Consider the following 14633-nt stretch of genomic DNA (forward strand, 5'->3'; position numbering starts at 1 on the left):
GTGGACTCGTTCACTTGCCGAAGACCATCAGGAGCTTCTCGGCCGTGCCCTGGGCGCGCAGGTGGGTCTGGGAGACGAAGAGCCGGCCGCCCGCGTAGTCGAGGTTCGGGGTGTAGAAGGAGCTCTCGATCGGAGCGGAGGTTCCCGACGGGTTGCGCAGGAGCGCGGTGGGCGTGCCTCCGGCGGCCGGGATCGAGACGACCTCGCCGCCCTGTTCGGCCGTTGCCTTGCGGTAGGCGATCAGCTGCCCGTTCGCGGCCGAGATCGGGGTGATGGTGCGGCCTTCGCCCGCCGGGGTGCGCCACTTGGCCTTGCCGGTGCCCAGGTCGAAAGCGACGATCTCGTTGGCCTTGCCGGACTCCGTTACGGTCGGCATGTAGAGGGTGTTGGCGTCCACGGCGGTGGTGTTGCAGACCTCGACCGAGCGGAAGAGGCCGTTGGTGCACTCCGTGGCGAAGTTGCCCTCGCCGCTGACGGTGGCGCGCTGCTTGCCGTCGGGGCCGAGGACCACGATGGCACGTTCCTTCTTCTCCTCGTTGCCGATGCCGAGGACCAACGGGTCTAGCGAGTAGACCGCGCCGACCTTGTACTTGGCGGGCAGTTTGAAGGTCCAGGTCTTCTTGCCGGTGACCGGGTCGGCGTCGGAGACCTCGCTCGACATGTCCTCGTCGTAGCAGGTGGAGATGGCGATCATCTTGCCCTTGTCCGCGACGTAGGAGTCGGGCTTGCAGCCTTCGGCGGTGGCGCTGCCGAACAGCTTGTCGCCGGTGCTGACCTTGAAGGCGCTGGCGGTGCCGCTGCGGCTGACGGCGACGGTGTCGCCGATGATGCCCAGGCTGGGGCTGGTCATGATGTCGAAGAGGCCCTCCTTCGGGACCTCCTTCGTCCAGCCTTCCTTGCCCGCCTTGAGGTCGACCTGCTTCATCTGGTTGCAGGTGGCGGAGTCGCCGTCGCCGTCCTTGAACATGACGACGGTCTTGCCCTCGGCGGTGGTCTGGCGGGTGACGGAGCAGACGGGCGCAGGGAACGCGATCGTCCACTTCTCCTTGCCGTCGGTGATCCCGTAGGCGGTGAGGTTCTTCCAGACGCTCTTGACGACGGTGTCGCCGACGATCCACTGGCCGGCGGACTCCACGCCCAGGCCCGGTCCGTCGATCTTGGCGGTCTTGAGCCAGAGGGTCTTGTCCTCGCCCTGCTTGCGGCCGGCGTTGAGGTCTTCGGTCTGCTCGGAGCCGTTGCCGCTTCCGTCGCCCTTGTCCACTCCGGCGGAGGGCTCGGCGTCCGCGGGCCCGGAGCTCTGCGCCACGGGCTTCTTGACGTCGTCGTCACTGCCGCCGAAGAACGCGAACCAACCGCCGGCACCGAGGACGAGCACGCCGGCGACCGCGGCGGCGATGACGACGGCCGTCTTCTTCCCCGCGGGCGGCTGCGGCGCGCCGGCGCCCGGGTACATCCCGACGGTCGGCATACCGGGGGGCGGCGGCGGGAGATGGCCCTGCTGCGGCACGTACGGCGCGGGCTGCACCGGATGCACGGGCTGCGTCGGCGGCTGCTGCGCGTACGGGTTGTCGCCCTGCTGCGGGTACCCTCCCCCGGCTACCGCTGGCTGGTGCCCCCATCCGGACTGCGGGGGGCCGGGGAGGTGACCGTAACCGGAAGGTGTCTGCGGCTGGTTCGGCGGCTGGGGCGGCTCGGTCATCAGCGCATACCTTCGGCGTCGGGTGGCGTAGGGGGGATGACCTTTCTACCACTGACGGTGTACTTACATCGGGCCGGTCCGTCCCCTGTTCCCAAGGGAGGACCGGCCCGTGACAACGCCGTTATCCGGTCGGTCGCCGCCCCTGACGGGCCGGAATCTAGGCCTCCTCGGCCAGCTCCAGCCAGCGCATCTCCAACTCGTCCCGCTCCGAGATGAGTTCGCGGAGCTCGGCGTCGAGCTTCGCGACCTTGTCGAAGTCGGTGGCGTTCTCGGCGATCTGGGCGTGCAGGTTCGTCTCGCGGTCCGACATCTTGTTGAGCTGGCGCTCGATCTTCGCGAGCTCCTTCTTCGCGGCGCGGGAGTCGCCGGAGGACGTCGACTTGGCGGCGGCCGGGGCCGGTGCCGGGGCGGCCGCCTCGATCATCTTCTGGCGGCGCTCCAGGTACTCGTCGAGGCCGCGCGGCAGCATCCGCAGGCTCGCGTCGCCCAGCAGCGCCATCACCGTGTCGGTGGTGCGCTCGATGAAGAACCGGTCGTGGGAGATCACGATCATCGAGCCCGGCCAGCCGTCGAGGAGGTCCTCCAGCTGGGTGAGGGTCTCGATGTCGAGGTCGTTGGTGGGCTCGTCGAGGAAGAGCACGTTGGGCTCGTCCATCAGCAGCCGCAGGATCTGCAGCCGGCGCCGCTCGCCACCGGAGAGGTCCCCGACGGGCGTCCACTGCTTCTCCTTGGTGAAGCCGAACTGCTCGCACAGCTGACCCGCCGTCATCTCACGGCCCTTGCCGAGATCGACGCGGTCGCGCACGCGCTGCACGGCTTCCAGGACCCGCAGGGACGGGTCGAGTTCGCCGACCTCCTGCGAGAGGTACGCCAGCTTGACCGTCTTGCCGACGGTGACGCTGCCGGCGGCGGGCTGGACGTCGCCCTGGGTACGGGCCGCCTCGGCAAGGGCGCGCAGCAGCGAGGTCTTGCCCGCGCCGTTGACGCCGACGAGGCCGATGCGGTCGCCGGGGCCCAGGTGCCAGGTGAGGTGCTTGAGCAGGACCTTCGGGCCGGCCTGGACGGTGACGTTCTCCAGGTCGAACACGGTCTTGCCGAGGCGGGCGTTGGCGAAGCGCATCAGCTCGGACTTGTCGCGCGGCGGCGGCACGTCGGCGATGAGCTCGTTGGCCGCCTCGATGCGGTAGCGCGGCTTGGAGGTCCGGGCGGGGGCGCCGCGGCGCAGCCAGGCCAACTCCTTGCGCATCAGGTTCTGCCGCTTGGACTCCTCGGTGGCGGCGATGCGCTCGCGCTCGGCGCGGGCGAAGACGTAGTCGCTGTAGCCGCCCTCGTACTCGAAGACGGAGCCGCGCTGGACGTCCCACATGCGGGTGCAGACCTGGTCGAGGAACCACCGGTCGTGGGTGACGCAGACGAGGGCGGAGCGGCGCTCCTGGAGGTGCTTGGCCAGCCAGGAGATGCCCTCGACGTCGAGGTGGTTGGTGGGCTCGTCGAGGACGAGGAGGTCCTGGTCCGCGATGAGCAGCTGGGCGAGCGCGATGCGGCGGCGCTCGCCGCCGGAGAGCGGGCCGATGACGGTGTCGAGGCCCTGGCCGAAGCCGGGGAGGTCGAGGCCGCCGAAGAGCCCGGTGAGCACGTCGCGGATCTTGGCGTTGCCGGCCCACTCGTGGTCGGCCATGTCCCGGATGATCTCGTGGCGGATCGTCGCCGCGGGGTCGAGGGAGTCGTGCTGGGTGAGGACGCCCATGCGCAGGCCGCCGCTCTGGGTGACCCGACCGGTGTCGGGCTCCTCCAGCTTGGCGAGCATCCGGATGAGGGTGGTCTTGCCGTCGCCGTTGCGGCCCACGACACCGATCCGGTCCCCCTCGGACACGCCGAGGGAGATGCCGTCGAGCAGGGCACGGGTGCCGTACACCTTGCTGACTGCCTCGACATTGACCAGATTGACGGCCATCAGACGCGCTCCAGGTGGGGGTCCCCCCGGACGGAGTCTGGGGAAGGGTGTGGATCAGCCCCCCAGCCTAACCCTCCGGGCCGCCCCGGAACGTTCCACCAGGAGCCAGCCGCCCAGTGCCATGGCGATCGCGGCGGGCGCGGTGACCGGAAGGGCGATCAGAGTGGCGCTGTGTCCTTCGAGGAGGCCGCCGAGCCCGGTCATGGACAGGCCGAGGATGCCGAGCAGGCAGAGGGTGGTGCCGAGGGCGGCGAGGGGTCCGCTGCCGGGCTCGCCGCCTCCGGGTACGGGGGCTTCGAAGCGGCGGAAGAGGGCGACGAGTACGGCGGTCAGCCCGGCGGCGGCGAGCAGCCGCAGCGGCACCTGCGCCCACCAGGCGGCGGAGGCGGGCTCCGGGAGGGTGATGCCGAGCGCGAGCTGGGCGGCGTACACGGCGAGCATGGCGGTGAGGTGCCAGAGGAACGCGGTCATGGCGATCCCGTTGGCGGCCACGACGGTGCGCCAGACGCGGGGCCGGGCGAGCCAGGCGGTGGCGGGGGCCCGCAGCAGCTGCACGGCTCCGACGAGCCACGTCCCGTGCGCGAGCAGCGCGAGGGTGGGCGGCGCCATGTTGGACACCTTCTCGCCGGGCATCCCGACCATGGACAGCGGGTACGGGCCGTACGCGACGAGCAGTACGGCGCCGACCAGTCCGGCGGCGGCGAGCGCGCCGGGGCGGGTGATGCGGCCGTCGGCGCGCAGGAAGCCGAGCTGGTGGACGGCCAGCCAGACGAAGGCGAAGTTCAGGAACTCGACGTACGGGACGCCGAACGCGAAGCGGAGCACGTCGACGGCGGCCGCGGCCCCGACGAGGAGGGCGAAGGCCCCCCAGCCCCAGCGCCGGTGGAGCTCCAGCAGGGCCGGGGTGAACGCGACCATGGCGAGGTAGATCCCGATGAACCACAGCGGCTGGGTGACCAGCCGCAGCGCGGCCCCGGTCAGCCGCCCCTCGCCGGCTCCGGCGAGCTGTACGGCGAGCGCCCCGGCGCTCCAGACGAGGACGAAGACGAGGGTGGGCCGCAGCAGCCGCCGGAGCCGGGCGCGCAGGAACGCGGCGTAGACGGGCCGGCCGTCGGCGCGCCCGGCCAGGGAGCGGTACGACAGGGCATGCGAGAACCCGCCGACGAAGAAGAACACCGGCATGATCTGCAGGCCCCAGGTGAGCACTTGGAGGGCGGGGACGAGGGCGAGCAGGTTGCCTATGCCGTCGCCGCTAACGGCGGCCATCAGCCAGTGCCCGCACAGCACGGTCCCGAGCGAGGCGACGCGCAGCAGGTCGACGTACCGGTCCCGGCTCGCGGGGGTGGCCTCGGCGAGGTCCTTGGCGGTGTATCCCATGGGGCCACGCTCGCGCGCCGGACCCGGCCGGGACCAGAGCGAAGGTACTCACTTCGCTCTGGGTACCCGTGCCGTACGGGGGCCGGGAATCAGGCGGGCAGGACGGTGGCGCCGGGAGCCGGGCCGGTGGCGGTGCGGGTGGTGCGGCAGGTCCCGGAGGCTTCGAGGGCCGCGGCGACCTTGAGCGCGGATTCCGGGTCGCGGACCAGGAACGCCGTCGTCGGGCCGGAGCCGGAGACCAGCGCGGCCAGGGCTCCGGCGGCGGTGCCCGCCTCCAGCGTCGCGGCCAGCTGCGGGCGCAGCGACAGGGCCGCCGGCTGGAGGTCGTTGGCCAAGGTCGCGGCGAGTGCGTCCGGGTCCCCCGAGGCGAGGGCCGCGAGGAGCGCCGGGGAGGCCTCGGGGGCCGGGACGCTCCGGCCTTCGGCCAGGCGGTCGAACTCGCGGAACACCGCCGGCGTGGACAGCCCTCCGTCGGCGACGGCGAACACCCAGTGGAAGACGCCGGCCTCGACCGGGGTCAGGAGTTCCCCGCGGCCCGTGCCCAGTGCCGCCCCGCCGAGCAGGCTGAACGGCACGTCGCTGCCGAGCTCCGCGCACAAGGCCAGGAGTTCGGCCTGCGGCGTGTCCAGGCCCCACAGGGCGTCGCATGCGAGCAGGGCGCCCGCGCCGTCGGCGCTGCCGCCGGCCATGCCGCCGGCGACGGGGATGTTCTTCGCGATGTGGATGTGGACGGCGTCGGACAGGCCGTGGCGGGCCGCGAGGACCTCCGCCGCGCGGGCCGCCAGGTTGGTGCGGTCGAGCGGGACCTGGTCCGCGTCGGGACCCTCGCAGGTGACGGTCAGGGCTTCGGCCGGGGTGACCGTCACCTCGTCGTACAGCGACACCGCCAGGAAGACGTTGGCCAGGTCGTGGAAGCCGTCCGGCCGGGCGGCGCCCACCGCGAGCCGGACGTTGACCTTCGCGGGGACCCGTACGGTCACGGAGCGGGGGCTGTCGGCGGCGCTCACAGGGCCGGCCTCGGCGCCGCGGGCTTGTGCTCGGCGATCGCCGCGAACTCCTCCACCGTCAGTGACTCGCCGCGCGCCTGCGGGGACACCCCGGCGGCGACCAGTGCGGCCTCGGCGCCCGCCGCCGAGCCGGCCCAGCCGGCCAGGGCGGCCCGCAGCGTCTTGCGGCGCTGCGCGAAGGCGGCGTCCACGACGGCGAAGACCTCCGCCTTCGAGGCGGTCGTCTTGATCGGCTCAGCCCGCCGCACCAGCGAGACCAGGCCCGAGTCCACGTTCGGGGCCGGCCAGAACACCTTGCGGCCGATGGACCCGGCGCGCTTGACGTGCGCGTACCAGTTCGCCTTGACCGAGGGCACTCCGTACACCTTGTTGCCCGGCTCGGCGGCCAGCCGGTCGGCGACCTCCGCCTGCACCATGACCAGCGTGCGCTCGATCGTCGGGAACCGGTCCAGCATGGTCAGCAGCACCGGCACGGCCACGTTGTACGGAAGGTTCGCGACGAGCGCGGTCGGCGGCGGCCCCGGCAGTTCCTCCACGAGCATCGCGTCGGAGTGCACCAGCGCGAAGCGGTCTTTGCGGGCCGGCATCCGCGCCTCGATGGTGGCGGGCAGCGCCGCGGCCAGGATGTCGTCGATCTCGACGGCGGTGACCCGGTCGGCAGCCTCCAGCAGCGCGAGCGTCAGCGAGCCCAGCCCGGGCCCGACCTCGACGACGACGTCGTCGGGGCGTACCTCCGCGGTGCGCACGATGCGGCGCACCGTGTTCGCGTCGATGACGAAGTTCTGGCCCTTCTGCTTCGTCGGCCGTACGCCGAGTACGGCGGCCAGCTCCCGGATGTCGGCCGGGCCGAGGAGGGCGTCGGAGGTCGTGCTGGTCGTGCTCTCGGGCTGCTGCTCTGCGGTGCTCACCCGTAAAGCCTACGGCCGCAGTGCGGCCACGGGGTCGCCCCCCGCTGCACGTAGAGCTTCTTCGCCCGGTACGTCTGTTCCGAGCCCGGTGCGTCCTGCGGGCGGCCGCTCCCACCGAGGCTGTGCCAGGTGCTGACGTCGAACTGGTACAGGCCTCCGTACGTGCCCGAGGCGTCGGTGGCGGAGGGGCGCCCGCCGGACTCGCACTGGGCCAGCGCCCCCCAGTCGAGGCCGTCGGCCCCGGCGACGGAGGTCGGCAGCGGCTTCGTGCCGATCCTGACGAGCTGGGTGACGGGTTCGCGGACGGTCTCCTCGGCGACCTTGCGGGGCTTTTGCCGGACCCCGTTGACGATGCGCAGGACGTACGTGGCGCGGCGCGCCCCGGGCCGGCCCGCCTGCTCGACGACCTCGGTGCCGGCGAACAGGTCGTCGTCCTCGGTCCTCTCGATCTCGTAGGGGATGCGCTCCTCGCGGACCTCCCGGGTGCCGGTGATGCGGAGCACGGTGACGGTCTGGCCGTCGCGCGGGAAGGAAGCGGGCGGGACGGAGGTGGTGTCCTGACCCTGGAGGGTGATCCCGGCCTGGCCGAGGGCCTCCTGGATGGTGGCGGCGTTGGTGCGGATGGTGCTCTCGCGGCCGTCCGCCATGAAGGTGACGCTGCGTTCGGTGCGGACGGCGAGGGAGAACCCGGCGCGGGGCACCGGGGCGGTGCGCGGGGCGGAGAGGTAGGCGCCCTCGACGCGGACCCCGAACTGGCGCAGTGCGCTCTCGACGGTGCCGGCGGTGGTCCACACCTGGCGGGTCTGTCCGTCGAGGGTCAGGTGCACGGGGCGGCCGTAGCGGACGACGATCTCGTCGCCGTCGTCGAGCGCCGCCGCGCGGCCGGGGGCGACCAGGTCGTGGGGGCCGACGCCGAGGCCTTCGGCGGCGAGGAGTTCGCCGACGTCGCCGGCGAAGGTGTGCAGGGTCCTGGGCTCTCCGTCCACGGTGAGCCGGACCGACTTGTCGGCGGCGACGAAGGCCGTGGTGCCGCCGGCCAGGAAGGCGACGACCAGTGCCTGCGGGACGATCCGCCGCCAGCTGTCTCGGCCCGCGGCCGTCCCCGCGGGGGCGGCGCGGCGGCGCCGCCCGGTCGGGGCGGCCGTGGGCTTCGCGGCGGGACCGGGGTCGGGGCTGCGGCGCCGTCCGGTGCCGGGTCCTGCGGGGGCCGCGAGGTCCCCACCGGCGGGCGCGCCCCGGCGCCGTCCCGTCGGGGCGCCGGGCGCGGGTCCGGCCTCGGCGCTCTTGCGGCGCCGGGCGGCCCGCCGGTCTGCGGTGCGGGGGGCGGGCACGATGGCGGGCTGGGGGTTCGGGGCGGCTTCGTTCCCGTACACCCCGGTGAAAGGACTCTCGCTCACGACGCTCGCTCCACTGGTCCGGCCCCATCGGTTCGGGCACGGCACCCTAGCGGAGCGTCCGTCACCCACCAAAGCCGGACGACTACCCAGCGTGTCGCAGGAGCGGCGGCTCAGTAGTCGAAGGCGCGCGCCGTGTTCGCCGCCAGGGCGGTGGCCATCGCGTCCTCGTCGATCCCGCGCACCGCCGCCATGGCCCGTACGGTCAGCGGAATGAGGTACGGCGCGTTGGGCCGTCCGCGGTACGGCGCGGGGGTGAGGTAGGGGGCGTCCGTCTCGACGAGCACCAGTTCCAGCGGGGCCACGGCGAGGGCGTCGCGCAGCGGCTGGGCGTTCTTGAAGGTCACGGTCCCGGCGAACGACATGTAGTAGCCGGCGGCGGCGCATTCGCGCGCCATGTCGGCGTCGCCGGAGTAGCAGTGGAACACGGTCCGCTCGGGCGCGCCCTCCTCGCGCAGGATGCGCAGGACGTCTGCGTGGGCCTCCCGGTCGTGGATGACGAGGGCCTTGCCGCGGCGCTTCGCGATCTCGATGTGGGCGCGGAAGGAACGCTCCTGCGCGGCCATTCCCTCGGGTCCGGTGCGGAAGAAGTCGAGGCCGGTCTCGCCGACCGCCTTCACGTGGGCGAGCTGCGCGAGTTCCTCGATCTCGGCGAGCGCCGCGTCGAGGGCGGCCTCCCCGCCGCCGGCCCGCGCGCCCTGCCGCGACCATCCGTCGGGGTCCCCGTGCACGATGCGGGGCGCTTCGTTCGGGTGAAGGGCGACCGCCGCGTGGACGTTCTCGTACGCGGCGGCGGTCTCGGCCGCCCAGCGGGAGCCCTTCACGTCGCAGCCCACCTGGACGACGGTGGTCACCCCGACGGACGCGGCCTTGGCGAGCCCCTCCTCGACGGTGCCGCCCTGCATGTCCAGATGGGTGTGGGAGTCCGCGACCGCCACCCGGAGGGGCTCGGGCAGCGGCGGCGGGGTGTCCTTGGAGGCAGTGCTCATGGAGCCGATCTTATGACCGGCGGAAGATCCTCCTCAGCCGGGAGAGCAGGCCCCCGCGCTCCGCGGCCCCGTCCACCGGGACGGGCCCGGGGGCGTCGTGCGTCGGGGTCTTGCGCTGCTTCGGGGTCCGCGGGACGTTCGCGCCGGCCGGTACCGGGCCGGCGATGCCGGGCGAGATGCGGTGGTGGTAGAGCTTGTCGATCGTGCCGAGCACCGACGACACCTGGCCCTCCCGCATGATCCGCACCACGTGCCCGCCGCAGTTGTGGCAGGTCGGGTTGGACAGCGGGGAGGGGACCCGCTCGCCATTGACCGTGTAGATGATGAAGGGCTGGCCCTTGCCGTCGACGTGGTGCTCGATCTCGTAGCCCTGCTCCCACCCGTACCCGCACTTCATGCAGGCGAAGGAGTACGCCTCGTGCACGGTCGGCACACCGGGCCTGGGCACGGTGACGGGTGCTGCGGGCGCTGACGCGGGCGCGGGTACGGGGGTCGAGGTGTCTGCGATCTCACTCATGCCAGCTCCTCTTGTTCCACTGGTGCCATTGCCAGTGGACGCCTCTTCGGGCGGGAGCGCATCAGGCCCTGTCTACTGTTGGACGGCCTTTGGGCGACTCATGCCCAAAGCGCCCGGTGCGCGGTCTGAGCTTTGCTTTTCAGGTTAGCTCTTTACCGTCCTGCGGCATGTTCCGAGCCGCATTCTTTGCCGCGACGACCGCGTCGAAGACCTCCCGCTTGGGTACCCCGGCCTCGGCCGCGACCGCCGCGATGGCGTCTTTCCGCCGCTCCCCGGCCTCCTCGCGCACCCGCACCCTGCGCACCAGCTCCTCGGCGTCCACGTCGCCGGGCCCGGCGGCCGGGGCGCCCTCCACGACGACGGTGATCTCGCCGCGCACGCCCTCAGCGGCCCAGGCCGCCAGCTCGCCGAGCCCGCCGCGCTTGACCTCCTCGTACGTCTTGGTCAGCTCGCGGCACACCGCGGCCCGCCGGTCGGCGCCGAACACCTCGGCCATCGCGGCGAGGGCGTCGTCGAGCCGGTGCGGGGCCTCGAAGTAGACGAGCGTGCGGCGCTCGCCCTCGACCTCGCGGAGCCGGCCGAGGCGCTCGCCCGCCTTGCGGGGCAAGAACCCCTCGAAGCAGAAGCGGTCCACCGGCAGCCCCGAGAGGGCCAGCGCGGTCAGCACCGCCGACGGCCCGGGCACGGCGGTGACCTTGATGTCCTTCTCGACGGCGGCGGCGACCAGCCGGTAGCCGGGGTCGGAGACCGACGGCATGCCGGCGTCGGTCACCAGCAGCACCCGCCTGCCCTCCTCCAGCGCCTGGACCAGCTCCGGGGTGCGCGCCGACTCGTTGCCCTCGAAATACGACACGACGCGCCCGGTGGTGTGCACGCCGAGTCCCTGCGTCAGCCGGCGCAGCCGCCGGGTGTCCTCGGCGGCGACCACGTCGGCCCGCTCCAGCTCGGCCGCGAGTCGGGGCGGGGCGTCGGCGAGATCGCCGATCGGGGTACCGGCGAGCACGAGCACGCCTGCGGAGGAGGCGGAGGAGGAGGTCGAGGAGAAGGTTTCGGAGCCGGCAGGCTGGTCAGTCGTCACCCGCCCATCCTCTCAGCCGCCCCACCCGGCACACGCTCCGGCGGTCCCCGGCACTGGGGTTCGCACAGGTGCGTTCCCTACGATGAGCCGGTGACCAGTACCGCGACGCCGCCGCCCAGCCCCGCGGGGGCCCCTCCCGCTCCTCCGGCGGGACGCGCAGAACAGCCGTCCACCTGGCTGCGCCGGCTGCGCAGCTTCGGCTACGCGCCGACCGCGGACGCCCGCCGCCCGGACGTCCGCGCCCGCCTGGTGCCCCCGTACGCCCGGCCCTCCGAGCAGCTGTGGACGGCGCTCGGCATCCCGCTGTCCGCGGCGGGGCACTGGCAGCGCGTGCTGGCATGGGCTGGGCCGCTGCTGGTGGCGCTGGTGGCCGGGGTGCTGCGCTTCGTGCACCTGGGCAGCCCGAAGGCGGTGATATTCGACGAGACGTACTACGCCAAGGACGCCTGGGCCACGATCCAACAGGGCTACGAGGCGAGCTGGCCCAAGGACATCGACAAGTCGATCCTCGCCAACCCCGACGGGATCGCCCTCCCGCTGGACCCCGGCTACGTCGTGCACCCCCCGGTCGGCAAGTGGGTCATCGGACTCGGCGAGTGGATGTTCGGCTTCACGCCGTTCGGCTGGCGGTTCATGACGGCCGTGCTCGGCACCCTGTCGGTGCTGCTGCTGTGCCGGATCGGGCGCCGCCTGTTCCGCTCCACCTTCCTGGGCTGCCTGGCGGGCGCGCTGCTCGCGGTGGACGGCCTGCACCTGGTGATGAGCCGCACCGCGCTGCTCGACCTGGTCCTGATGTTCTTCGTGCTCTGCGCGTTCGGGGCGCTGCTGATCGACCGGGACAAGGCCCGGGCCAGACTGGCGGACGCGCTGCCGGTGGACGAGGAGGGGCGCACCCGCCCGGACGTCACCGTCGCGGAGACGCTGCGGCTGGGCTGGCGCCCGTACCGGATCCTGGCGGGCGTCTGCCTGGGCCTGGCCTTCGGCACGAAGTGGAACGGCCTGATCGTGCTGGCCTTCTTCGGGGTGCTGACCGTCCTGTGGGACGCGGCCGCGCGCCGTACTGCCGGGGCGGGCGCCCCGTACGCGGCGATGCTGCGCCGTGACGCGCTGCCGGGCTTCCTCTCGACGGTGCCGGTGGCGGTGGCGGTGTACCTGGCCTCCTGGACGGGCTGGATCCTGAGCCCGGACAACGGCAAGGGCGGGTACTTCCGTGACTGGGCCGCCAAGAACGACCAGGGCAGTTCGCTGTCGTTCCTGCCGGAGTGGCTGCGCAGCCTGTGGCACTACGAGACCGAGGTCTACAAGTTCCACGTCGGTCTGACCTCGGGCCACACGTACGAGTCGAACCCGTGGAGCTGGCTGGTCCTGGGCCGTCCCGTCTCCTACTTCTACGAGTCCCCCGACCCCGGTACGGCCGGCTGCCCGGCGACGGAGGCGGGCAAGTGCGCCCGCGAGGTGCTGGCCCTGGGCACCCCGATGCTGTGGTGGGCGGGCTGCTTCGCGCTGCTGTACGTGCTGTGGCGGTGGTTGTTCCGCCGCGACTGGCGGGCGGGCGCGATCGCGTGCGCGCTGGGCGCGGGCCTGCTGCCCTGGTTCAACTACCAGGAGCGGACGATCTTCTTCTTCTACGCGGTGGTCTTCGTCCCGTACCTGTGCCTGGCGGTGACGATGATGATCGGCGCCCTACTGGGCCCCTCGGGCTCGACGGAGCGCAGGCGCGCGCTCGGCGCGATCGCGGCGGGCGTGCTGGTCCTCCTCATCATCTGGAACTTCATCTACTTCTGGCCGATCTATACCGGCCAGTCCATCCCGATGGACTCCTGGCGCAACCGCATGTGGCTGGACACCTGGGTCTAGCAGCCACGACGGCGGGCCCGGCACCTGGTGGTGCCGGGCCCGCCGTTTTTCATGTGGAATATATCCGTCCAGTAACAAGGTGTGCACGCTGCGCGAACTCCGCGTAAGGTCTGCACCTGGAGTTCTTTGAACGCGTTCAGGGAACTGTGGCTCCTGGGGAGGGGACGTACGTGAACGGGGCGGCGAAGGGTGCCATCGTCGGCGGGGTGTTCCTCGCGATGGTCGGCGGGGCCGGGTACGGGGTGTACGCGCTGGTAGACGGCAGCGGCGGGGACGACGGCGACGCCAAGGGGGGCGCCTCCGTCCAGTCCGCGAAGGGCAGCGGGCCCGTCACCGACAAGGAGGCCGCACAGACCGCGAAGGCCTTCTTCGCCGCTTGGGCGGCCGGGGACGCGCGCGCCGCCGCGGAACTGACGAACAACGTGCAGGCCGCGCAGACCGCCGTGGCCGACTACCGGGCCAAGGCGTACGTGTCCAAGGCCGTGATCACCCCCGGGGCGCAGACGGGCACGACCATCCCGTTCGGCGTCGCCGCGGAGGTCACGTACGAGGGCGCCACCAAGCCGCTCGCGTACGAGTCCAAGCTGACCGTCGTACGCGGAACGACCAGCGGGAAGCCGCTCGTCGACTGGCAGCCCTCGGTGCTCCACCCGCAGCTGCAGAAGGACGAGAAGCTGCGCGCGGGCGCCCCGACGGCACCCCCGGTCAAGGCCGTGGACCGCAACGGCGAGGAGCTCAGCGCCGAGAAGTACCCGTCGCTGCGGCCGGTCCTCGACCAGCTGCGCCAGACGTACGGCGGCAAGGTGGGCGGAAAGACCGGGGCCGAGCTGTGGATCGAGCCGGCGGCCCAGGACGCACCGAAGCGGACCCTGCTGACGCTGGTGGAGGGTGAGCCGAGCACCCTGAAGACCTACCTGGACGCGAACGTGCAGGCGGCGGCCGAGAAGGCCGTCGCCAAGTACCCGGAGTCCTCGGTGGTCGCCGTCCAGCCGAGCAACGGGCACGTCCTGGCCGTCGCCAACAACCGCAAGGACGGCTTCAACGCGGCGATGGAGGGGCGGCGGGCGCCCGGCTCGACGATGAAGATCGTGACGTCGGCGATGCTGATCGACCGGGGCAAGGCGGCGGCCGACCAGCCCGCGGAGTGCACCAAGGACGCCTCCTGGGGCGGCCGCACCTTCCACAACCTGAACAACTTCGAACTGCCCGGCGCGAACTTCGCGACCAGCTTCGCCAAGTCCTGCAACACCGCCTTCATCAAGCAGATCGACAACGTCGACGACGACGCGGCGCTGGCGAAGGAGGCCAGGGAGGTCTTCGGCCTCGGCCTGGACAACTGGAAGACCGGCATCCGATCGACCGACGGGAAGGTCCCGGAGGCGACGGGCGCGGAGGCGGCCGCCGAGTACATCGGGCAGGGCCGGATCACCATGAACCCGCTGAACGTCGCCTCCTTCACCGCCACCGCGCGCAGCGGGTCCTTCCACCAGCCGCTGCTCGTCTCACCGGACCTCGACGGACGGTCCGTCGCGCAGGCAGCCCGACGGATGAAGCCGTCGGTGCAGCAGCAGCTGGTCCGGATGATGAAGCTGACGGCGACCAGCGGCACGGCCGCGCAGACGATGAGCGCGGTGGGCGGCTCCGACAAGGGGGCGAAGACCGGCTCGGCGGAGGTCGACGGCGCGGGCAGCCCGGACAGTTGGTTCACGGGCTACAGCGGGGACGTGGCCGCGGCGGCCATGGTCGAGGCCGGCGGCCACGGCGCCGACGCGGCGGGCCCGATCGTGGCGTCGGTGCTGTCCGCGTCCTGACGCGCCGGGCTCCCTACGGGGGGCTCGGGGCCGGGCCCGGGC

At 72.5% G+C, this 14633-nt stretch carries 11 protein-coding genes; 2 read left to right on the forward strand and 9 right to left on the reverse strand.

The window, feature by feature from the left end; genetic code table 11:
- Positions 1-10 precede the first annotated feature (10 nt).
- From OG974_RS18390 to rsmI, 9 genes are all read right to left on the reverse strand, one after another.
- Positions 11-1699, reverse strand: a complete 1689-nt coding sequence (locus tag OG974_RS18390; protein WP_371643764.1) for a PQQ-binding-like beta-propeller repeat protein — start codon at positions 1697-1699, stop codon at positions 11-13.
- A gap of 157 nt (positions 1700-1856) precedes the next feature.
- On the reverse strand, positions 1857-3653 hold the full coding sequence (locus tag OG974_RS18395; RefSeq protein ID WP_327283782.1) for an ABC-F family ATP-binding cassette domain-containing protein: 1797 nt from the start codon (positions 3651-3653) through the stop codon (positions 1857-1859).
- A gap of 54 nt (positions 3654-3707) precedes the next feature.
- Positions 3708-5030 (reverse strand): acyltransferase family protein, encoded by a 1323-nt coding sequence (locus tag OG974_RS18400; RefSeq protein WP_371643766.1) that lies wholly within the window; start codon positions 5028-5030, stop codon positions 3708-3710.
- An 89-nt stretch (positions 5031-5119) separates the two neighbouring features.
- Complete coding sequence (locus OG974_RS18405) at positions 5120-6037, reverse strand: 4-(cytidine 5'-diphospho)-2-C-methyl-D-erythritol kinase (RefSeq protein WP_327283784.1); 918 nt, start codon at positions 6035-6037, stop codon at positions 5120-5122.
- Positions 6034-6945: a 16S rRNA (adenine(1518)-N(6)/adenine(1519)-N(6))-dimethyltransferase RsmA gene (gene rsmA / locus OG974_RS18410; RefSeq protein WP_327283785.1), complete on the reverse strand. Its 912-nt coding sequence runs from the start codon at positions 6943-6945 to the stop codon at positions 6034-6036. Before rsmA ends, OG974_RS18405 begins: the two co-directional genes overlap by 4 nt.
- Entirely contained in the window at positions 6942-8342 is a 1401-nt protein-coding gene (locus tag OG974_RS18415; protein ID WP_327283786.1) for a ubiquitin-like domain-containing protein, read from the reverse strand. Before OG974_RS18415 ends, rsmA begins: the two co-directional genes overlap by 4 nt.
- Before the next feature lie 110 nt (positions 8343-8452).
- The gene (locus tag OG974_RS18420) at positions 8453-9328 is read right to left on the reverse strand and encodes a TatD family hydrolase (protein ID WP_328762987.1); all 876 of its coding nucleotides are present in this window, start codon (positions 9326-9328) and stop codon (positions 8453-8455) included.
- 10 nt (positions 9329-9338) lie between these two features.
- Positions 9339-9845 carry a hypothetical protein gene (locus OG974_RS18425; RefSeq protein WP_371643769.1) on the reverse strand — a complete coding sequence of 169 codons (507 nt, stop codon included), beginning with the start codon at positions 9843-9845 and terminating at the stop codon, positions 9339-9341.
- 139 nt (positions 9846-9984) lie between these two features.
- Complete coding sequence (gene rsmI, locus OG974_RS18430; RefSeq protein WP_371643771.1) at positions 9985-10923, reverse strand: 16S rRNA (cytidine(1402)-2'-O)-methyltransferase; 939 nt, start codon at positions 10921-10923, stop codon at positions 9985-9987.
- Positions 10924-11013: 90 nt separating this feature from the next.
- Between rsmI and OG974_RS18435 the strand changes: the two genes are divergently transcribed.
- Both OG974_RS18435 and OG974_RS18440 read left to right on the forward strand, forming a co-directional pair.
- Positions 11014-12780 (forward strand): dolichyl-phosphate-mannose--protein mannosyltransferase, encoded by a 1767-nt coding sequence (locus tag OG974_RS18435; protein WP_371643773.1) that lies wholly within the window; start codon positions 11014-11016, stop codon positions 12778-12780.
- A 170-nt stretch (positions 12781-12950) separates the two neighbouring features.
- The gene (locus tag OG974_RS18440) at positions 12951-14591 is read left to right on the forward strand and encodes a penicillin-binding transpeptidase domain-containing protein (RefSeq protein ID WP_327283788.1); all 1641 of its coding nucleotides are present in this window, start codon (positions 12951-12953) and stop codon (positions 14589-14591) included.
- Positions 14592-14633 lie beyond the last annotated feature (42 nt).

The organism is Streptomyces sp. NBC_00597 (genome assembly GCF_041431095.1).
Taxonomy (GTDB): Bacteria; Actinomycetota; Actinomycetes; order Streptomycetales; family Streptomycetaceae; genus Streptomyces.